Genomic DNA, 20808 nt, shown 5'->3' on the forward strand with positions numbered 1-20808 from the left:
GCCGATTAGGATGAACTTGAACTTCAGAGTTCTCGCTAATTGTGTTTTGAGTTACAAGTTTTTGGCCCGGCCGGCATTGGACCGGGCTTTTTTCTATCCGCAGTTTCGCCCGCCTTTACATTCGCTTGCCGAAAAGCGCCTCACGCTTGCCCACGAACGTCTTCTTGCCGGGACCGCGACCAGCTTTATGCCTGTGATGAACCAGCTTTGCTACTGTTAATAGATGCTTTTCACCCGAGGTTAGCCGCACCGTGAAAATACAATTACAAAATTGGTGGGAAGGCGTACGAACCAGCTTCTGGTTTGTGCCGGGCGGGCTGGTGTTGATCGCCATGGGGACAGCCCACAGCTTGATTGTATTCGACCAACTGATCGAACTTGCGGTGCTCCGTCAGTTCAGCTTTCTTTATTTTGGCGGACCGGAAGGCGCCCGGGTGATTTTGTCCACGCTGGCGGGGTCAATGGTCACGGTGGCCGGGGTGGTGTTCTCAATCACGATTGTGGCGCTGACGCTGGCGTCTTCCCAGTTTGGTCCCCGTTTATTGCGAAACTTCATGCAAGATACCGGCACTCAGTATGTGCTGGGGATCTTCATCGCCACGTTTATTTATTGCCTGTTTGTGCTCAGCGCCGTCAATACGGAAGGGGAGAAGGTATTTGTCCCTTACCTGTCCGTGAATGTGGCGCTGGGACTGGCGGTGCTCAATGTCGGGGTGCTGATCTATTTTATTCATCATGTGTCGGTGTCGATTCAGGCCGATCAGGTGGTGGCGACCGTTTATGATGAGCTGGTGGCCAGCATTGAACAGTTTTTTCCGGAGCCGTTGCAGTATGAATCGCAACCCTTGGCGGTCCCTGACTTTGTCGAACAGACGTCTGCAATCCAGCCGATCACCGTTACGGGTGACGGCTACCTGCAAGCCGTCGATTATGCGGCCTTATTGCAGTCGGCGGCTGAATCTGACTGTTTTTACGATGTCCGTTTTCGACCCGGCGATTTTATTACCCACGGAGAAACGCTGGTGGCGGCGATCCCGCGTGATCCCGAACACGCATCTGTATTCGATCCGGAGACGCTGGAGGCCGAAACGCAGCGAATCCGGCAGGCCTTTGTTTGTGGTGCTTTACGCACCGCTGAGCAAGATCCGGAATTTGCCCTCAACCAGATGGTCGAAATTGCCTTGCGGGCGTTATCACCGGGGATCAACGATCCTTTTACCGCGATAACCTGTGTTGATCGACTGGGGGCGGTGCTGAGTTTGCTCACCCGGCGCCAGTTTCCGCACCCATTGCGATGCCAGGAAGCGGGGCCGGTCTGTTGCCGGTTTCGTTGCGTCAGCTATACCGGGATGGTGAATGCGGCGTTTGATCAAATCCGTCAGGGAGCAACCGGCAATGTTGCGGTTTCGATCCGGCTACTGGAAGCTTTAGCAACGGTCGCTAAGCATTGCCGAACATCCGAGCAGCAACAGGCGGTAGGACATCAGGCTGAAATGATTTGGCGTGCCGGTCAGGATGCCGTAACCGAGCCGGAAGACCTGCGGGAAATGCAGTCCCGCTATCACCAGGTGGTTGAGTTATTGCAATGGATGGTCCGGTAAAGTTGCGGATGTTATCAGCGGCAGCGCGGTGAACCGGCAGCAGACAACGCATGAAATACGTACTGAACACACATGCAGCGAGGAGGAACGAATGGACAGACAAGCTTTTATCGACAAACTTCATGCCAAGCTCGATGAGTGGAATGCAGAGATTGATAAGCTGGAAGCGAAAGCCAATCAGGCTAAAGCGGAAAGACAGGCGGAATACCGTGAAGAAATCCAGGAACTGAAGCAGAAAAAGCAGGATGCAAAAAACAAACTGGATGAGGTCAAGGCGTCCAGCGACGCAGCCTGGCAGGATTTGAAAGCCGGGGCGGAAGAAGCGTTTGAAACGATGAAAGAAGCCTTTCAGTCTGCGCGCAATAAGTTTTAGAGATCTGGCGAGCAGAGACGAAAAAGCCGGTTCTGTACCGGCTTTTGCACACGTTCGTGGAGTTAGACGTTGCCAGTCTTTCCAGACACATTGAGCAGCTCGATGGTCCCCCAGAACCCCCGAGTTTGGGATTGAATTTTCCATCCCCGCCGGACCAGCTCTTTTGCGATCCATCGATTTGCCAGGCCATGACCAAACACCGTGATATCCGGCGTTGTCGAAGATTGCTCTGCCAAAATATCCACGGCTTTCTTTAACCGTATCCGACCGAGGTTCAGTGGCTCGCTGTTCCCGGATAGCCCAAGAAACCAACAGAGCCGGGAAACGATCAACCACTGCTGGATCGACAGGGTGAGTGGTAATTTGAAGCGGGGGATATCCATTTCGCGTAATTCTCTTAAAACCCGGTCTGAATGTCGGCCCGAGCATAATTGTGCGGAGTGGCGCGCTCTGGTTAAATCACTCGAAACGATGTAGCTGTCACGAACCTGATGCCGCAAATGTTCAGGCGGCCTGCTCTCGGCATCTATTTCAGACTGGTTGTAAGCTCTGACCCATTGAGCGAAACCAGCCGGACCGACGCGATGGTTCGATGCAGCTGTGGGCTTCCCGTGCCGCACCAAGGTTATTTTCAATGAAACCTCCATGTTGATGCTTTATACGATGGATGATGTGAGCGCAAGCGCGCTTGTCATCGGTCGTCCTTAATCATTGCTTTACCCGCAATCGCCTCGATCACTTTACATGCAGGGCTAAAAAATAAAATCTCTTTAGTATGTTACGTCATTAGGGGATAAAGCGGCAGAATGACGATATGGGATGAGAATGGCTCTGAGCATGCGTTGTCAGATAAAAAGGCCACCGGGTTCAGTGACAGGCACTGAACCCGGTGGCCGGGGGCTTGAACGGCTGAACCTACCGTGTGTTTCACGGATAACGGTCAATCAGCTCGGTTGTTCACCCCCGCAGTTGCTATAAAGAATGGGCGAGCTTGTGTTCGGCAATCATGATGCCTTCATCATTGAGGAAACGCTCATAAGAGAACGGTTCAATATCAATGGTGGTCGGCACGGCCCGGACTAGCTCATCCAGGAGCTGCCCGGTGATCGCCGAGGTCAGCATCCCGGTACGGAAATGGCCGCAGGCATTGAGATAGCCTTCAATCCCCGGGACAGGACCCAGGATCGGCAGTTCATCCGGCGATCCCGGTCTCAGGCCAGCCCAGCAACGTTTGATGTTCATATCGCGCAGTGCGGGGATCGATTTCATCGCACCCTGTGCCAGCTGCTTGATGTATTTCACATCGTTGGTGGTATCAAACCCTCTTTCCTCGGTGGTAGAGCCAATGAGGATCTCCCCGTTGTCTTTCTGTGCGATGTAGCAGTCACTGGTGGTCAGGCAACCGTTGAGCAGCTTCGGCAGTTTTTCGGTAATGATCACCTGGCCTTTCACCGGGAAGACAGGTAAGGCGTACCCGGTTGCCCATTGGCTGATGGTTTCGGCCCAGGCACCCGCGGCGTTAATCATCATCTTGCACGGCAACACACCTTGTTCTGTTTTCACGGCGGTGACCCGGTTCCCCTGGCGTTCAATCCCGGTCACTTTGGTGTTCAAAAACAGCTCAACCCCATTTTGTCGGGCCGCTTCAAGGTAGGCTTCATTCAGACGATACGGGTTGATTTGGTGATCGCAGTCGAATTCCATGGCTCCGACGGCATCGCGTGAGACGTTTGGCTCTTCGTCATGCAGCTCAGCCTGAGAGAGCCAGCGTACATGCGCCTGACGATCCGGGATGGCTGCAGCGATATGCTCCGCGTACAGGCGGTCATACTGGTCGAACAGGACAAATTTCAGACCGGTACGCTCAAACTTGAAATCCACGCCATGGTTTTCGAGCAGCTCATCGTACAGCGCTGGGTACATCGCATTCGACATCATCGACATATTAAAAAACGGCTCGGGCATGATGTGCGGGTTCAGTTCCGGTGCATCGGTCGCCCCGGATTCCCGCATCTGCTTCGAGAGGGTTTTGAACAGAATAACCCCGCAGCCCAGCCCCGTGGATTCACCCATGGCCCACAGGCCGCCGGCCGATGCCCGTGAAGCGTTGCCGGGATACTTGTAATCAACCACCGCAATCTTCAGATCTTTCTGACGGCTGAGGAAATACGCCACCGAGGCACCAATGACGCCACCACCACAAATGACCACATCATACGTTTTCATGAATTATCCTCCAGAGCAGCGAACGGGATTGGATCTAACGGGAACCTTGGGCGGACCAGACCTTGATCCTGGCCGAATCCTTCTTCCTTCAAACGGTCATAACAGTAATGGGCGCAGGTTTTCCCCTGGCAATCGCCCATGGTGACGCGAGTGCGCATTTTCAGGGTCACGATATCTCGGCAACCTTGTGCAATGGCTTCATCAATGGCACGTCGTTTCACCTGTTCACAACGGCAGATCACCGTGTCTTCATCCGGCAGTGACAGCAATCCGGATTCTCGGTAGCCTGCGGTATCAAACGCCTGACGGAAACGGTAATAACGTGTCAAATTGCGGCGCATGGCGTGGATCTGTTGCTCTGCTTCGGTGTGGCTCAGTTTGCCCAGTTCAGCGGCGATAGCCTGTGCAGTGATCCGGCCTTCCAGCATAGCGGCATCAGCACCGGCCAGCTTGGCACTGTCCCCGGCACAGAATACGCCGTCCACGCTGCTGCGTTGCCAGTCGTCCGTGGTCGGAATCGCGCCACTCATGTGGTCATATTCAACGTTGAGTCCCATTAACTGAGCCAGTTGCGAGCGGGCCGAGAAACCGTAACCCACCCCAAGCGTGTCGACGTTCAGGGTCACGGCTTTGGCCTGATCCGGCTCCCATTGATCGTTGTACGGCGCAATGGTGACTTCGTTGAGCTGCTCGACCCCCGAGGCTTTCACCAGTCCCCAGCCATAATGCAGCGGGATCTTGTGTTGCTTGAGGTACAACATCATGGAGAGCCCATTGAGCGCCTGTTGTGGCCGGTTGAGTAGGCCTAAGGTTTCCTTGGCGATAGAAGCAAACTTCGCGGCTTCGCAGATGGCTTCGACCTGGCACCCGGCTTTATGCAGCTGGCAGGCAACCAGCACCAATAACGGTCCGGTCCCGGCGATCACGACTTTGTGCCCCGGTCTGACCAATCCACTTTTCAGCTGAAGCTGGATGCCGCCGAGTAACATGACCCCCGGCAATTGCCAGCCCGGAAACGGCACACTGCGCTCCTGACATCCGGTTGCCAGAATCAGTTGGTCGTACTCGATGGTGGAGAGTTGATGGTCATGGGTCAGCAACAGGCTGTTGTTGCCTAATGGCCCCAGCACGCGGGTTTGCGTTCTCAGATCAATGAACGAGCGATATTGCTGATAGTTCTGCTGGATCTTATCGATCGAACCTTGCAGCTTTTCATCCAGGTGCGGCATATCCAGGGTTTTACGCCACGGACCACGATAGATGACCCCGCCGGCCTTCGGCGCCTCTTCAAGGACAGTGGTGTGGATACCGAACTTTGCCAGTTCAGTCGCGGCTGACATGCCCGCAGGGCCAGCCCCGACGATAACAACCTTCTTAGCCATGCTTCACCCCCTGATCCAACACGTTATTCCGACCGGTTTCGATGTTCATGTCGGGTTTGACAATCGTCTGACAGGCGCGCTGTTTGTGTCGGCCGTCAATGTGGATCAGGCAACAGTGACAAACGCCCATCCCGCAGTAAGCACCGGACTCGGCACCATAATCATTTTTCATGATCTGACGAATGTTTGAGGCTAGGAGTGCACTCAATACACTTTCTCCTTCAACCGCCGGAATCGAGATGCCGTTGACCTGGATCGAAAACGGTTTGTCGATTGCTTCAGTGATGTCTTGTGTTCTTTTAATCATTATCTTCCATACCAACTAGTGAATTCGAATGTGAAATCCGGTGCATACTAACACCATTAATTTTATAAGGTTATGACAAGCGCATTTTTTTTAACAAAAATGCAAACCTGAATCTCATTTTGATAGTGGAATGTGATGAAGTTGCTATTTTCTTTGGTGAAATGAAATGGTTCGCGCGCAGACTGCGGGAGGACGCTGTTAATACCCTGAGCTGTCGCATAACTGCCTGCTGCTCAATCGCGGGCGCCGCCAGACATACTGGTACTTTGCCAATGGCCGCCAGCAGCGCAAAGTGCCGGTGTGCGGCAATGTCACCTCGAAAGGGGGAACGCCGTTGCTGGCAGCATTGCTCGGCGATTGCGGGATTGCCCAGTTATCGAGCTGGATGGTGGCGGATTACGTGCGACGCGGGGAGCTTGTGGTGCTGTTGGACGACTGGGTGCCAAGCCTGAGCGAAACCACCAGCGGCCATGTTTATGCGATGTATAAAGCCAGCGCCTACCCGAATCCGTTGATCCGCCTATTCATTGACTTTCTGGTCACTCGGACCCAAGACGCGGTGCTTTAGGCATGCGCGCCTGGTGCTTCGCAGGCACCAGGCGTTCGAGTAAGGTGTCGGTCGGCGTTAGCGCTGGGCCATTTTGAGCAGGGTTTCCATCTGGCTCGGGGTCTGGATCATCGTGTCATTGCGCGACGCCCGCAGGTCGTGAGTAATGACGTGCAGGGGCAAATTCGGGTCCTGGCGCATGGCCATTGCGGCAATGGTCTGGCCGGTACGTCCGACACCGGCGCGGCAATGAATGACAGGCAGCAGTTTGGTCGCATCATGCACGGCGCGGCTGCGGCGAGATTCATAGAAGGCGATTTTTTCCCGGGTGATTGTTTCAATCAGGGTCACCAGGTTCGCGGTTGCCGCCGGGCTGATAGTTTGATGATCCGGCCAGTTATGGACATGAACGACCGGGATCTCAATCGTGGCGTCGTAGCCGGCCACCGTGAGCTGGTAGCAACGGGCTTCGATACCGTCGCCGAGCGCTTCGGTATTGAGCGCACTCGATTGGGTTTGAATGCGGCCGAACGTCGCAGCCTGTGAAAAGTAATCCGGTAATTCATTGTTTTGCATATCGTTGAGACTGGCCAGCACCACGAGCACCGGAGTCCGGTTCTCCACCAGCATCTGGAAATGCGCTTCCAACTGGTGCGCAAACGGATACTGCGAAGCAATGGCCAGGTGGCGCTGGTTAATGGCGATGCGGTTGGCATTCAGCCCATCCCGGATGCGGGTGTCGGCACAGAAGCCGAGGTTGAAGCGGTCACGCTCCGGGTCAAACGTATGGCATCGCGCGCCGCCGCGAATAGCCATGAGTTGCAATGCAGCTTCGGTCAGATTGTTATGGGTTGTGTTCATTCTCTACCGGTTTAGTCAGTTGTTACTTCGCCTAAAATACCGCATTTTCGGGGCCATTGGCATCCCGGTTGTCCCCATGTTGTGCTCAGCGTTGAAAATAAAACCAGGAGATCGCCGATAACCCCGGATAGGGTCGGAGCCGACCATCGCATGTATCTCTGGTATCTCTGGTATCTCTGGTATCTCTGGTATAGGCCCTTCCCGGACATCAGTTTCCAATAGCCCGTCAAAAAAAGGCACCACTGCCGTGATGCCTTGGATTGTGAGACGAGCCATTACGCGGGGGACGTACTGAATGCCTGAGTGCTGCTGGATTCAGTGCAATGCTGCAACAGAAACGGGGTGATACCGGCGATGCTGAGTGCGGGGGCCTCATTGAGGGCGTCATGCCCGGTGCCCGGAAGGTTGAATAAATCTGCCTGCGGCACAAGCTCACCCAGTGACAGGGTATGTGCCCGGGTACAGAGGTGATCCTGATCGCCGCGCACCATCAGCGTAGGCGCGCTGATGTGACGGACTGCCTCGCCGGGATAGGCGGTTGTCTCCGTCCACAAAGCGACCACGGCGGGCACCAGGCGCTCAAAGTCTGGCTCGGGGTTCGTGGCTTCATATTGGGCCACGTTGTCCGGAAACAGGGTGCGCCACTTGTTCGCGGTCATGGCGGCGTATATATCCAGTACCGGATCATCAGAATCCAGTTGGTGGTGGGCGCCGATGGTGACTAAAGCTCGGATCCGCGAGGGCTGCGCCGCCGCCAGCCGGAGTGCGGTGATCCCGCCGTCGCTAAAGCCAATGACGCTATAGTGCGTGATCTCGAGCTGATCCAGGACGGCTTCAACATCGGCCTGATACTGACGATACGTCAGCGGCGCATTGCCAAGGGTCGACTTGCCGTGGCCGCGAAAATCGATCCCGATCAATTGAAACTGCTCAGGCAAGTGTTCCACGATGGCGTTGAAATCCATCATGTTACCGAGGCCGCCGTGCAAGAGCACCAAGGGCTCGCCTGTTGGGTTGCCGGCAATTTCGACGTAAATGTCCGCCGCATTGATCGGAAGGGATTGCCCCAGGGTGTGGGTAAATCCGGTCATGTGTGTCTCCTCAGCGCCCGCTTTCGCAGCGGGCACAGATTCAAATGATGTGTGATTAGTTCGGCAGCAGGTAGCGAATACGGTGCTGGTCAGGATCGGTGATCAGAAATGTCAGGCCAAATGGCATCTCGGTCGGCGATTGCGCGATATCAACGCCCTGAGCCGCCAGACGCTCGCAGGTGCCGAGGAGGGTATCGCGATCCGGCATCGGGAAGCAGAGCTCGCTGCGGGCCTGCGTGGATCCCGCACAGGGCGGCACGACTTTGTCCTGGTGCCACAGGCCGAGCATGGCGCCTTCATTGAGGGCGAAAAGAGCAAAGGTCTCTGTGGCTTCCAGTGGCGCTGCGCCGAGCAGTTGCTGATAGAACGCCAGGCTCTGTGTTAAATCGCGGACATATAAAATCGTGGTTTGAGGTGCTGTCATGATGTTCTCTCCTTGATGATTAGGGACGGAGAGAGCATACGCCGTCGGACTGTCAGTTTTTGTCAGGAGCCTTCGACCCTGTCAGTAACCGAGTTGGGCGGTCGGGATCCCGGATGCCTGCCGCCATTGCCGCAACAGCACTTTGCGTGGGTGCGGATAGCGCTCGGCCTGCGGGGCGAAGCGGGCAATACGGTCGAGGCGAAAATGGCGAAAATCTTCGCGCTGTTCACACCAGGCCACCAGAACGTAGCATTGCTGAAAGACGCCAATCAGCAGCGGCCAGACACAGCGCTGGCTCAGCTTGCCCTGACCATCCCGGTAGTCCAGGTCGATCTTCGCCTGGTGCCGGATCGCAGCTCTGAGAAGGGCCATGTCGAGCGGCAGATCGGTCATCGCCGGAAGCGGACCGACACGCATGATCTCATCATCGGGTTGCCAGGTATGCGATTGCGGTAATACGGCTGCAATTTTGGCGATGGCGTGCCGTGCACTGGCGCTGAACTCGCTGTCGGCCTGTTGGGCGATCCACTCTGCGCCCAGGCGCAGCACTTCCAGTTCATCCGGGGTAAACATTAATGGCGGCAGGGTAAAGCCGGGTTTCAGCACATAACCCAGACCGGCTTCGCCGTCGATTTCCGCCCCCTGGCCCTGAAGTGTCGCGATGTCGCGATAAATGGTACGCACACTGACATTCAGCTCGCGGGCAAGGTAATCGCCGGTGACCGGGTATTTGTGGCAGCGGAGCAGCTGGAGCAGATCGAACAGGCGTTGGCTTCTGGACATGACGGATGGGGTGCTGATGTAAAGATTTATTAACAAGGATACCGTATTCATCATCCCTACGCGAGGGGGCCAGCTTTTTACCACGCAATCGATTCCATACCCTGAAGTCTACCGAGTTCACACTTTTTGGCTTAATGACAAGCCTGTTGTTAATTGTCACACAACCTGTGATCATCATCACGGACGTTACTTGGTTGTTACCGGTAACATCCGCTCCAAGTTACCGGTAACATCATCATGATTAAAAAGCGTCACCCGCCGGTTGTTGTGAAACTCAAAAGGATACCCACCAAGATGAAAAAAATGACGAAAACGCTCATCGCTGTCACCCTCACTGGTCTGTTTGCATCCTCTGCGTTTGCAGCCGACTACAAACTGAAAATTCAGTCGTCAGATCCGTCCGGCGATCTGAACTTCAAAGTGCAGCAAAAGTGGGCGGAGCGGGTCGAGAAAATGTCTGACGGCCGGATTGACATCGATCTGCTGCCGGTGGGCGCGGTGGTAAAACACACCGAAACGCTGGGCGCGATCAAAATGGGTATCCTCGATGGTCATGTAACGGCAACCGGTTATTTCTCCGGTAAAGATCCGGCATTCGGCCTGATTGGCAACATGGTTGGTGCCTGGTCCGATACCACGCAACTGCTGCAATACATGAACTACGGCGGCGGCAACGAGCTGATGACGGAGCTGTACGCGCCGTATGGCGTGAAGTTTGTCGGCGCTTCTACGACCGGGGTGGAATCATTCATCTCGAAAGTACCGCTGGACGGCGTGGCTGATCTGAAAGGCCTGAAACTGCGTGCGCCGGAAGGGCTGGTACAGCAGGTGTTTGCCGCTGCGGGTGCAACGCCGGTGAACCTGCCGGGCTCTGAAGTGTTCACCGGCCTGAGCAAAGGGGTGATCGACGCGGCGGACTACACCGTCTTTTCGACTAACCAGAAAGCGGGCATGAATGACATCGCCCAGCATCCGGTTCAGCCGGGCTTCCACTCCCTGCCGCTGATCGATATTTCAATCAGCCAGAAAAAGTGGGACAAGATGCCGGCCGACCTGCAAACCATCCTGACCACCTCGGTGCGTGATTTCTCTTACGACATGACGACGCAATTGAAGATTGCCGATCAGGCTGCGGTCGCCGAGGCGAATCAGAATCCGGACATCACCATTCATAACTGGTCTGACGAAGAGCGCCGCAAGTTCCGCGAAATTGCCAAAACACAATGGAAAGTATTTGCTCAACGTTCGCCAAATGCCGAGAAAGTGTATAACTCGGTAACAAACTTCCTGGAAACCAACGGCCTGCTGTAATTGCCCTGCCGTTAACGTGCTAATCGAGAGAGGGCAGTTCTGCCCTCTATTTTTGGAACCCATACCATGAACGACCAAACCCCGCATCCGCCGGTTGAACCGGAGGAGCAGCCGCGTAATCTGCTAGACAAACTGGTGCTGAAAATCGGCAACCTGCTCAGCCTGTTCTTCCTGGTCACCGTGGCCATCTCATTTTACGAAGTGCTGATGCGCTACGTGTTTGATGCGCCGACCACCTGGGTGCATGAAACTGCGTCGTTTATCGGCGGCTCCCTGTTTGTGATCGGCGGCATTTACGCCTTTGCCAGCAATAAACATGTCCGTGTGGTGCTGATCTACGATGCGGTGTCCGGCCAAACCCGCAAATACCTCAATCTGATCCACCATCTTGTCGGTCTGGCCTTTGCGGGCATGATGGCCTACAGCGCATTCGTCATGGCTCAGGAAGCCTGGTTTACCCCGTGGGGCGAATTGCGGTTGGAAACCTCGGGCTCGGTGTTGAATGCACCGTATCCGGCACTGCTCAAGGGCCTGATTTTTATTACCTTCTGTATTCTCGTGATCCAATTTGTATTGCACCTGATTCAAGAAATTGCAGGGCTGGGGAAGCGTAACGATGTTTGATTTGTCTTCAATGGGTATTGGCTGGGGCAGTCTGCTGATGCTGGTCATGATGATCGGTCTGTTGTTGACCGGCATGCAGCTGGCATTTGTGACCGACTTTGTCGCAATCTTCTTTACTCTGGGCTGGTTTGGCGTTGATGCGCTGCCGCTGATTGCGAGCCGCACCTACAGCTTTGCTTCCGGTTACGTGTTCCTGGCGGTACCGATGTTTGTGCTGATGGCGGCCTTGCTCGATCGCTCCGGCATTGCCCGCGACCTGTTTGACGCGATGAAGTCGGTCGGGCGGAAAGTGCGCGGCGGGGTTGCCGTGCAGACTTTGCTGGTGGCAGTGCTGTTGGCCTCGATGTCCGGGGTGATCGGCGGCGAAACCGTGCTGTTAGGGATTTTGGCGCTGCCACAGATGTTGCGTCTGGGCTATGACCGTAAGCTGGCGATCGGCACCACCTGTGCCGGTGGTGCGCTGGGCACCATGCTGCCGCCGAGTATCGTGTTGATTATTTACGGCATGACGGCCAGCGTGTCGATTGGCGATCTGTTCAAAGCCTCGTTTGTACCGGCCCTGCTGCTGGCAGCCAGCTACATCGGCTACGTGCTGATCCGCTGTAAGCTCAATCCGGCGCTGGCACCGCTTCCAAGCGACAGCCTGAACGGCGAGGCCGAACCGGATGAAGAGATCAGCTATTTCAAAGCACTGTTTTTCCCGCTGCTGTCAGTCGCTGTCGTGCTGGGCAGTATTTATACCGGCGTGGCGTCGGTGACGGAAGCCTCGGCACTGGGTGTGGTCGGGATTATGATCAGTGCGCTGATCCGCAAAGAAATGTCCTGGAGCATGCTGAAAGACAGTGCGGTCGCGACGATGCGGACCTGCGGCATGATCATGTGGATTGGTATCGGTGCCAGCGCGCTGGTGGGCGTTTATAACCTGATGGGCGGCATAGATTTTGTCGAAGAGACGATTCTGGCCCTGAGCGGCGGCAGTGCCTTTGTCACGCTGATGATCATGATGGTGATTTTGCTGGTGCTGGGCATGTTCCTCGATTGGGTCGGCGTTGCGCTGCTGACCATGCCGATCTTCGTGCCGATCATTACCAGCCTGGGTTATGACCCGGTCTGGTTTGGCGTGGTGTTCTGTCTGAACATGCAGGTCTCTTTCCTGTCACCACCGTTTGGCCCGGCGGCATTCTATCTCAAGTCGGTGGCCCCGAAAGACATCAGTCTGGGTGAAATCTTTAGCTCACTGCTGCCATTTATCGCCTTGCAGGTCTTCGTGCTGAGTTTAGTGATTCTGTTCCCTCAGCTGGCCATGTGGTGGCAGTAGCAGCAACACATTCGAACTTTCTTTTTTAATTTGACATCGGTGTCCCTGATTCGCTCAGGGACCGGGGGAAGTATTGTCCAATGAAACCGAAAAAAGTACTGGTCATGGGGGTTTCAGGCTGCGGCAAGAGCTTGATTGGAAGCAAGATTGCGGCGGCGTTGGGACTGACCTTTTTTGATGGCGACGATTATCATCCGCCGGAAAACGTCGCCAAGATGCGTGAGGGGATCCCGCTGACGGATGCGGATCGCTACGGCTGGCTGAGAACCTTAAATCAGCTGTTTGTTGAGCGGGACACCGCCGTGGTGGCGTGTTCGGCGCTGAAAGCGCATTACCGCGATATCTTGCGTGAGAATAACCCGGAGCTGGTGATTGTTTACCTGCAAGGGACATTCGACACCATCTGGTTACGCCATCAACAGCGGGCCAATCATTATTTCAATGGCGAAGCCATGTTGCGCAGCCAATTTGAAGCGTTGGAAGAGCCCGTGGCGGGCGAAGCACTGTTTATCGATATCCGTCAGGATGTGGATGCTGTGGTGAGCGCGGCCCTGAGCGCAATTGAGGAGACGTGCCATGCATAATGCAGAGATTGCGATGATTGGGCTGGGCGTGATGGGCAAGAGCCTGGCGCTGAACCTGGTCGATCATGGGTTTCAGGTTGCTGGCTTTGATCTCAATTCCGACAATGTCGCCCGTGCCCAGCAGGAAGCAGCGACGCTGGCAGCGATGCCGGGGAAAGGACGTTTTCTGGCGGCAGCGAATCTGACTGAGTTGCTGGCACAACTGGCGACGCCCCGGGTGATTGCGCTGAGTGTCCCGGCCGGGGCGGTTGTCGATCAGGTGACCGATGAATTGCTGGCCGCCGGGTTACAACCGGAAGATATCGTGATTGATACCGGCAACAGCCTGTGGACCGATACCGAAGTTCGCGAGCGCCGCTACCAGGGCAAGCTGCGTTTTTTCAGTACGGCGGTGTCCGGTGGTGAAGCCGGGGCCCGTCACGGCCCGTCTCTGATGGCCAGCGGCGATCCGTCGGCCTGGCAGTATGTGAAACCGATGTGGCACGCGATTGCGGCGAAAGTTGATGCCGATGGCATGCCGGTCGGACCGTTCGATGACGGCGAAGCGTGTGCGGCCTATCTTGGCCCGGCGGGGGCCGGTCATTACGTGAAAATGGTGCATAACGGCATTGAATATGCCGACATGCAGCTAATTTGCGAAGTGTACCATTATCTGTCGGAAGTGCTGGCGATGCCCGCGGCGGACATCGGCCAGGTGTTTGCCCGCTGGAATCAAGGGGTGCTGAACAGCTACCTGATGGAAATCAGCGCCGATATTCTGCAAACCCGGGATCCGGAAACCGATCGGCCGTTCGTGGAAGTGGTGCTGGATAAAGCCGGTCAGAAAGGGACCGGACTGTGGACGGCGGTCAATAGTTTGCAGGAAGGCACGCCGGCCCCAACCATTGCGCAGGCGGTGTTTGCCAGGGCGATGAGCAGCCAGAAAACACAGCGGATCACCGCCGCGTCGCTGTTCAAGGCGCAGGCTAAGTCTGCAAGTGTGCCCGATCGCGAAGCGGTGCTGGATGATCTGCATGATGCGCTGTATTGCGCCAAGCTGGCGGTTTATGCGCAGGGGTTTGACCTGCTCAAAACCACCTCCGAACGTCAGGGCTGGCAGCTCGATTTTGCCGCAATCGCTAAGATCTGGCGCGCCGGGTGTATCATCCGGGCGATCTTCCTGCAGCAGGTGACGGCCGCGTATCAGCAGAACCCTGCGCTGGAAAACCTGTTGTTTGCCGAGCACTTCCGGACCGAGTTGGCTGAGAGAGCAACTGGCTGGCGCAGTGCGGTGGCGAACGCGGCCCTGCAAGGGGTGCCGATGCCGGGGATAGGTTCGGCGCTGAGTTACTTCGATGCGCTGCGCTGTGCGGTATTGCCGGCGAATCTGTTGCAGGCCCAGCGCGACTACTTTGGCTCGCATACTTATTCGCGGACGGATCAGCCGGAAGCGGACAAGTTCCATCTCACCTGGAATGCGACGCCACGTGTGCAACAAGCCCAGTAAACACAACGCGCCCACCCGGGCGCGTTTTGCTTTCTTTGTTTCTGGTAACCTGGTTTCTTTGTTCAGGTTATTTGTTTTCTTTGATCCAGGTAACTTGCGCGCCGTGCTAAAACCGGATAAAAATCAGGTACAATGTTACCAGTAACATCAAGATGATAGAGCATCATGGCGGTCAAGAAAAAACGTCCCACCTTACAAGATATTGCCGATCAGGTTGGCGTCACCAAGATGACGGTCAGCCGGTGCCTGCGCGATCCGTCTCAGGTTTCCGAAGCGTTGCAGGAAAAAATTGCCGCTGCGGTGGAAGCGCTGGGCTACATTCCCAACCGCGCGCCGGATATTCTCTCCAATGCCAAGAGCAATGCGATTGGGGTCTTGGTGCCCTCGCTGACCAACCAGGTGTTTGCCGAAGTGATCCGCGGCATTGAATCGGTTACGGCCCCGGCCGGGTATCAGACCATGCTGGCGCACTATGGCTACAGCCCGGAGCTGGAAGAGCAGAGTATCGCGTCGCTGCTGTCCTACAACGTGGATGCGATGATCCTGTCGGAGAGTGTGCACACTGAGCGGGCGCGTAAAATGCTGCAAACCGCGGCGATCCCTGTGATTGAGATTATGGATTCCGTCTCACCGAGCATTGAGCAGGCGGTCGGTTTTGATAATCTGGCAGCCGGTCAGGCGATGACCGAAGCCATGCTGCAACGCGGTTGCCGGAAAATCGCCTATTTTGCCGCCCGGATGGATGAGCGGACCCGGCTGAAAATGGCCGGTTATCGTCGGGCCATGGAAGCGGCAGGAATTGAGCCGCTGACGATTCAGACCGAAGAAGCCTCTTCCTTTACGCTGGGTGCGCGGCTGCTCGGCCAGATGTTGGCTCAGCATCCGGATGTCGACGGCATTTTCTGTACCAATGATGACCTGGCGATTGGTGCTGTGTTTGAATGCCAGCGCCGGGGCATTGCTGTTCCAGGGCAGATTGCGATTGCCGGGTTTCACGGCCATGATATCAGTCAGACCATGCTGCCGCGCTTAGCCACCGTGGTGACACCGCGAGAGCAGATCGGCAAGGTGGCTGCCGAGCAGTTGCTGGCGCGGCTGAAAGGGCAGACTGACTGGCCGGCGCGGATCGATTTGGGGTATCAGATTGAGCTGGGAGAAAGCCTGTAACCGGGACGGTGTGGACGTTTTCTTCGGTGAAAGTGTTTGTTCTTCGGTGACGGTGCTTGAGCTGGCCGCTTCAACAGGGCGGCTTACTGGCGGCGGACGATTTGACAACGTTGGGTCCCTGGCCCATCATGGACACACTTTCACTGTTCGGTAAGACAAGGACCGCCCATGACGATTTCCGCGCACCATTCCGGGGTTCAACTGCTGAACCAGGCGCAGGGTATGGCTAATTCGGCCGCCCGAAAAATCCATGATGCCAGTCTGCCGGCTGCACCGTCTGAAAATCCTGGCGCACCGGCAAATGCCGCAACGCCTCAGCCATCTCCTGCCGAACAACGCGCTGCAAGCCAACGTCCCGAACCGGTGAATGCCGCGGTGGATTTGCTTCAGGCCAAGCTGTATAACCAAGCCGGCGTCAATGTGATCCAGCGGTCTAACGAGATGACCGGCACTTTGCTGAATACCAAGGTGTAGACTGGATCGCTCAGCCTGATTTCCTGCCATTATTCTCTTTTTCTTCTGTCATTCGTTTCTTTTCTTCTATCATTTGTCTCCTTCATGTTGGGACATGAGCCCTGCTGACCTTTGTGGAACCCCGCGGCGCGTTCTCTCATGAGTCAGACTTAAGACCCGCTGTTGCCTGCTAGAGTCAGTACAACGGGGCGGTAGGCTTTCTGTCTAACAACCCATACATAATAAAAATATAATTTGGCTAGGTAGGAGTGTTTCTGATGAATACTTCTGAGTGGATGCTGTTGGCCGTCGTGCTGACCTCTGCGGTATCGTGCCGGGACAATACCGATGTGAATGAAGTGATTGTTGATAATAGTGTGGTGGGGGCAGATGCTACCGGTGGCGCTGCAAGTCCGCCGGCATCCGGGCCGGAAACACCGCCTGTTCAGGACGACACGCCGCCGGAGCCGCGGCTCGATATTGATGGGTTGCCGCTGCCGGCAGTGGCTGAAACGCCCGATTATGAAGCCTATCTGATGGCGCAGCCGCGCTATTATACGGCGACCACCTCGCCGTTTGGTGATGTCCGCTCTCAGGACAACACGCCATTCTCCAACCGGGTCACCAATGCCGGTGCCAATCTGGGCCGAATGCTGTTTTATGATGTTCGCTTGTCGGCAAATAATACGGTGGCTTGTGCGTCCTGCCATCAACAACAGCACGGGTTTACGGATCCGGCCAAACTGAGTACCGGGTTTGATGGCGGGAAAACCGGGCGTCATTCCATGAGCCTGACCAATGCCGCGTATTACAAAACCGGCAAGTTTTTCTGGGATGAGCGCGCCGATAGCCTGGAAGTGCAAGTGCTGATGCCTATCCAGGATCCGGTCGAAATGGGGATGAACCTGTTTGATCTGGAAGTGAAACTGGGGCTGACCAGTTTTTATCCGAAACTGTTTGAACAGGCTTTCGGCGATGAGGCGATCACCAGTGAACGCATTGCCCTGGCGATGGCCCAGTTTGTCCGGACCATGGTTTCCTACCAGTCGAAATACGATCAGGCATTTGCCGCCGGAGCATGGAACGACCCGGACTTTGCCGCCGTCTTTACCGAGCAGGAGATGCTGGGCCATCAGCTATTCTCCGGGTTTCCCGTCGGCAACAGTGCCTCGCTGGGCTGCATTGAATGTCACCAGACTTCGGCGCATACCCTGGATCGCTCTCATGTGAATGGCCTGGATGCGGATAATAGTCAGGATGCGGGGGCCGGTGGCGGGTTCTTTAAATCACCCTCGCTGCGAAATGTCGAAGTCGGCGCACCCTATATGCATGACGGCCGGTTCGCGACCCTGATGGAGGTGGTGGAGTTCTACAACAGCGGTGTGCAGCCCCATCCCAATCTCAGTCCGGATTTACGCCAGGGGGGCCGTACCAACGGACCGCCGGTGAAAATGAATCTGACTCAGGAAGAAAAAGAGGCGTTGGTGGCGTTTCTCAAGACCCTGACGGACGAAACCTTCCTGAGCAATCCGATATTCAGCGATCCATTTGCCGCTCAGGAGAATTAAGCTTCCAGTCCTGAAAACAATACGGCCAGCATTGTAGCTGGCCGTATTGGGTTGGAAGGCTGGTTTTTCAGCCGCCCCAGCTTTTGCTGCCGCCGGAGGAAGAGCGGCTCCAGCTGGATTTGGCTGAGACGGTCGAGCCGAAGCCACCGCGCGAGATAGTCCGGCTGACCGTCGGCTTGGGCTTCATGTGATCCTGCGAGACCCGAACCTTGGTTTTGCGGTAGCTGCTTCGGCCGTAGTCGTAGCCGTCTGCTGTGGTCCAGCGATCGTAGAAAATACTGCCGGGATAGTAAGACCGGAACATCGGCTGGGAGTAATAGTGGCGATCACTATCGAGCAGGCGGCTGAACATAAACCCGGCCATGGCTGGCATAAACCAGTTATTGTTGTTCGGCGTCTCAATACAGGCATTGACACCGAACTCGGCGCTACAGTCATATTCAGTGCGGTATTTGGGCGCGGTGCGGGCTGCTTCTTCCAGAGCGAACTGATACGCTGCCCGACACTCCTGACTGTAGTTGGGGTTATCGTTGACACAGTCATCCAGGCTCTGATAAATCGTCGCATCTTTCCCGCTGTCACTACAACCGGTTAGCATGGCACCGGCAAAGGCGACCGTGACCGGTGCGGCCCGCCCCACACGCCAGTTTGTTTGCATGCCGAGCTTGCGCATGCTCGGCAAAACGACCTGTTTGCTTCGTTTCATGCCGATCTCCTAGTAAGTTATACACATACCCGTAGTGCAGGTAGGTGTGTGCAGTGACTTAACATATTGTTCTAAAGGTGCTTTCATCTATTGTCTTCCTTGCAATTTTTCATTTTTGTTAAATAATCGAATTTGGGGCTCAAAACGGGCTCTTTTTAGCAAATTTTTCCGGGAGCAAAATTCGATGATTTGTGCTGTTACCGGCCCAACATCACACTAGTAGCTCCTCTGAAAGTATGCTTGTGGGTGAGGGAATAAAGTATCATACCCATTTCAGAGTTATCCCTTGTTTGGTTGTACCGATTTCATACTCATATAGTAAGTTATAGGTGAAATCCTCACCAACACTGAGTACTATAGTGCCATACTGCTAAGTCGGTTTTGGACAAAAAATGAGCTAGGTTCATTGCCCTAGCTCGTCAAAAATTGATTAGGGTAAGTAAGTATAAAAAATACCAGAAATAAAAACAGAGATTTGCTTTCTTTTTTCTAACCCCAAAGATATTTAATATCAATATCGTCGCTGTCTGGTCTGCTACCGTCAGACATCTCATAGAACTGAACGACCATTGGAATATCAAATGATGTTCCTGTAATCACTGAACAACCCTTTGACAGATTAGGAATCATTTGTCGGGATAGTTCGTCGAGTGAGCTAATTGTGTTCTCTAGTAGCTTTAGATCGCGGTCATTTACTAAGCGATGAATGAAGAAATTATGCAATTGAGACATTATCGTCGGTGAAATATCGGCAGGTCGCTGGCTAGATAAAGTTAAGAAAAAACCAAACTTTCGACCTTCTTTGATGATTTCTTCGAACAGTTCCAATCGATAGTCTTTCCAGCTCTCACTTTCTCTATTCGACTGAGTCGAAAGGATATTGTGAGCTTCATCAATTATCATATGGAAGGTTTGCGTAGGCGGACTTTGGTTTATAACCTTCTGTTTGTGTGCACCGTAATAATACTTAGCGAGCAACAGAGGCAATACCTTCTTAATCTCTTGATTGGTTTTTCGTAGAGATATTACTGATAGTAACTTGCTTGAAGGTTGTTCATCTCCAACATCGAACACACGGTCTAGTGCAGTTAATGACGCTTCTACTCTCTTCAATAGAGGCTGTATATGATCGAATTGAACGTAACCGCTGACAAGGTCAGAGAGCAATTGAGTGTTAATCCTCAGCTTCAGCTCATTAAAGGGTGACAATTGTCCAACATTGATAGCATTAATATCATCTTTGCAGTGAGCTATATAAGCAGGATCTGTATCACCTCCATCAAGATACTTGGGATGAGCTTTGCTTGGAAAGTATAGCTTGCCATCTTTGCCAAACCAGCCCATTTGACCAGCTAATTGTTCTAAGTCTTGTGAGTTAACAATCTTTGCTATCTCACTTACTAGATCCACGAACTCTTTTTTTGGTGCGGTACTAGTTAGAGCTCGTTCGAGTGTTAATTTGACGTAATTCTCTAGGCTGTTCGGGGTATCTTTGAACCTATTACGACCAGACACTATCCGCTTCAAGAATGGTTTTTGAGTGTTCTCAGTTGCTTTGAATAATATGCCGAATAGCTCTTCATCCCAAAATACATCACTCGTTAGTGGAAATTTGTCGCCATCGTCGTTACGAGTGTCGAGTTGGTATACCTTCTTGAAATCACCGTTTGGTATTAGCTGGTTTTGTGTGTACTCACCGTTAAAGTCAATGACAATGAAATGACTATTGCCTTTAAATTTGTCCAGCTTGTTATTGAATAGAGTTGTGTAAAGATTTGTTAGCGTATTCGACTTGCCGCTACCAGTATTGCCAAATACACCAATGTGAGTGTTGAATAACCTAGCCCAAGGTAGTGACACTGGTATTTCTTCAGTGAGTGTTTCACCGACTATGAACTTATCGTCTGGCTTTCCAAAGATCGATTTAACTTGATTATCGCTCATGAGGTAAGCTATATCACGAATCATCGGGAGATGCTTAACTCCTTCATAAAAT

General features: G+C 54.3%; 21 protein-coding genes. 11 read left to right on the forward strand and 10 right to left on the reverse strand.

Translation table 11 applies throughout. The annotated features are described in order from the left end of the window. Positions 1–251 precede the first annotated feature (251 nt). Both VV869_RS20280 and VV869_RS20285 read left to right on the forward strand, forming a co-directional pair. On the forward strand, positions 252–1601 hold the full coding sequence (locus tag VV869_RS20280) for a DUF2254 domain-containing protein (RefSeq protein WP_337736750.1): 1350 nt from the start codon (positions 252–254) through the stop codon (positions 1599–1601). A 91-nt stretch (positions 1602–1692) separates the two neighbouring features. Further along, positions 1693–1974 carry a hypothetical protein gene (locus VV869_RS20285; protein WP_337736751.1) on the forward strand — a complete coding sequence of 94 codons (282 nt, stop codon included), beginning with the start codon at positions 1693–1695 and terminating at the stop codon, positions 1972–1974. A 62-nt stretch (positions 1975–2036) separates the two neighbouring features. Here the strand turns inward: VV869_RS20285 and VV869_RS20290 are convergent, their stop codons facing one another. The 4 genes from VV869_RS20290 to VV869_RS20305 form a co-directional block, all read right to left on the reverse strand. Further along, complete coding sequence (locus VV869_RS20290) at positions 2037–2609, reverse strand: histidine phosphatase family protein (protein ID WP_337736752.1); 573 nt, start codon at positions 2607–2609, stop codon at positions 2037–2039. A 337-nt stretch (positions 2610–2946) separates the two neighbouring features. Then, positions 2947–4200 (reverse strand): NAD(P)/FAD-dependent oxidoreductase, encoded by a 1254-nt coding sequence (locus tag VV869_RS20295; protein ID WP_337736753.1) that lies wholly within the window; start codon positions 4198–4200, stop codon positions 2947–2949. Further along, on the reverse strand, positions 4197–5582 hold the full coding sequence (locus tag VV869_RS20300) for an FAD/NAD(P)-dependent oxidoreductase (RefSeq protein ID WP_337736754.1): 1386 nt from the start codon (positions 5580–5582) through the stop codon (positions 4197–4199). The genes VV869_RS20295 and VV869_RS20300 overlap by 4 nt, the downstream gene beginning before the upstream one ends. Next, complete coding sequence (locus tag VV869_RS20305; RefSeq protein ID WP_337736755.1) at positions 5575–5889, reverse strand: (2Fe-2S)-binding protein; 315 nt, start codon at positions 5887–5889, stop codon at positions 5575–5577. The genes VV869_RS20300 and VV869_RS20305 overlap by 8 nt, the downstream gene beginning before the upstream one ends. A 226-nt stretch (positions 5890–6115) precedes the next feature. Between VV869_RS20305 and VV869_RS20310 the strand changes: the two genes are divergently transcribed. After that, entirely contained in the window at positions 6116–6457 is a 342-nt protein-coding gene (locus VV869_RS20310) for a LysR substrate-binding domain-containing protein (RefSeq protein ID WP_337736771.1), read from the forward strand. Between the two features lie 57 nt (positions 6458–6514). Here VV869_RS20310 and VV869_RS20315 read toward each other — a convergent pair whose 3' ends face one another. From VV869_RS20315 to VV869_RS20330, 4 genes are all read right to left on the reverse strand, one after another. Next, a complete protein-coding gene (locus VV869_RS20315) occupies positions 6515–7297 on the reverse strand; it encodes a protein-tyrosine phosphatase family protein (RefSeq protein ID WP_337736756.1) in 783 nt (260 codons plus the stop codon). Positions 7298–7572: 275 nt separating this feature from the next. After that, positions 7573–8388: an alpha/beta fold hydrolase gene (locus VV869_RS20320; RefSeq protein ID WP_337736757.1), complete on the reverse strand. Its 816-nt coding sequence runs from the start codon at positions 8386–8388 to the stop codon at positions 7573–7575. Between the two features lie 55 nt (positions 8389–8443). Further along, a complete protein-coding gene (locus VV869_RS20325; RefSeq protein WP_337736758.1) occupies positions 8444–8812 on the reverse strand; it encodes a VOC family protein in 369 nt (122 codons plus the stop codon). An 81-nt stretch (positions 8813–8893) separates the two neighbouring features. Then, positions 8894–9595, reverse strand: coding sequence for a helix-turn-helix transcriptional regulator (locus tag VV869_RS20330; RefSeq protein WP_261603155.1), 702 nt, complete (start codon positions 9593–9595; stop codon positions 8894–8896). Positions 9596–9889: 294 nt separating this feature from the next. Between VV869_RS20330 and VV869_RS20335 the strand changes: the two genes are divergently transcribed. The 8 genes from VV869_RS20335 (at position 9890) to VV869_RS20370 (ending at position 18106) form a co-directional block, all read left to right on the forward strand. After that, entirely contained in the window at positions 9890–10906 is a 1017-nt protein-coding gene (locus VV869_RS20335) for a TRAP transporter substrate-binding protein (protein ID WP_337736759.1), read from the forward strand. A 66-nt stretch (positions 10907–10972) separates the two neighbouring features. Next, positions 10973–11530 (forward strand): TRAP transporter small permease subunit, encoded by a 558-nt coding sequence (locus tag VV869_RS20340; RefSeq protein ID WP_337736760.1) that lies wholly within the window; start codon positions 10973–10975, stop codon positions 11528–11530. Beyond that, positions 11523–12848: a TRAP transporter large permease gene (locus VV869_RS20345; RefSeq protein ID WP_337736761.1), complete on the forward strand. Its 1326-nt coding sequence runs from the start codon at positions 11523–11525 to the stop codon at positions 12846–12848. The genes VV869_RS20340 and VV869_RS20345 overlap by 8 nt, the downstream gene beginning before the upstream one ends. Positions 12849–12928: 80 nt before the next feature. After that, complete coding sequence (locus tag VV869_RS20350) at positions 12929–13432, forward strand: gluconokinase (RefSeq protein WP_337736762.1); 504 nt, start codon at positions 12929–12931, stop codon at positions 13430–13432. After that, a complete protein-coding gene (gene gndA / locus VV869_RS20355) occupies positions 13425–14918 on the forward strand; it encodes an NADP-dependent phosphogluconate dehydrogenase (protein WP_337736763.1) in 1494 nt (497 codons plus the stop codon). Before VV869_RS20350 ends, gndA begins: the two co-directional genes overlap by 8 nt. 165 nt (positions 14919–15083) lie before the next feature. After that, positions 15084–16085, forward strand: a complete 1002-nt coding sequence (gntR, locus tag VV869_RS20360) for a gluconate operon transcriptional repressor GntR (RefSeq protein WP_337736764.1) — start codon at positions 15084–15086, stop codon at positions 16083–16085. A gap of 168 nt (positions 16086–16253) precedes the next feature. Continuing rightward, a complete protein-coding gene (locus tag VV869_RS20365) occupies positions 16254–16559 on the forward strand; it encodes a hypothetical protein (RefSeq protein ID WP_337736765.1) in 306 nt (101 codons plus the stop codon). Between the two features lie 257 nt (positions 16560–16816). Further along, on the forward strand, positions 16817–18106 hold the full coding sequence (locus VV869_RS20370) for a cytochrome-c peroxidase (RefSeq protein ID WP_337736766.1): 1290 nt from the start codon (positions 16817–16819) through the stop codon (positions 18104–18106). A 67-nt stretch (positions 18107–18173) separates the two neighbouring features. Here VV869_RS20370 and VV869_RS20375 read toward each other — a convergent pair whose 3' ends face one another. Next, positions 18174–18812, reverse strand: coding sequence for a DUF1190 family protein (locus tag VV869_RS20375; protein ID WP_337736767.1), 639 nt, complete (start codon positions 18810–18812; stop codon positions 18174–18176). 489 nt (positions 18813–19301) lie between these two features. After that, the coding region (locus VV869_RS20380; RefSeq protein WP_337736768.1) for an ATP-binding protein at positions 19302–20808 on the reverse strand (1507 nt) is incomplete at its 5' end.

The organism is Photobacterium sp. MCCC 1A19761 (genome assembly GCF_037389125.1).
In the GTDB taxonomy this organism is placed as follows: Bacteria; Pseudomonadota; Gammaproteobacteria; order Enterobacterales; family Vibrionaceae; genus Photobacterium.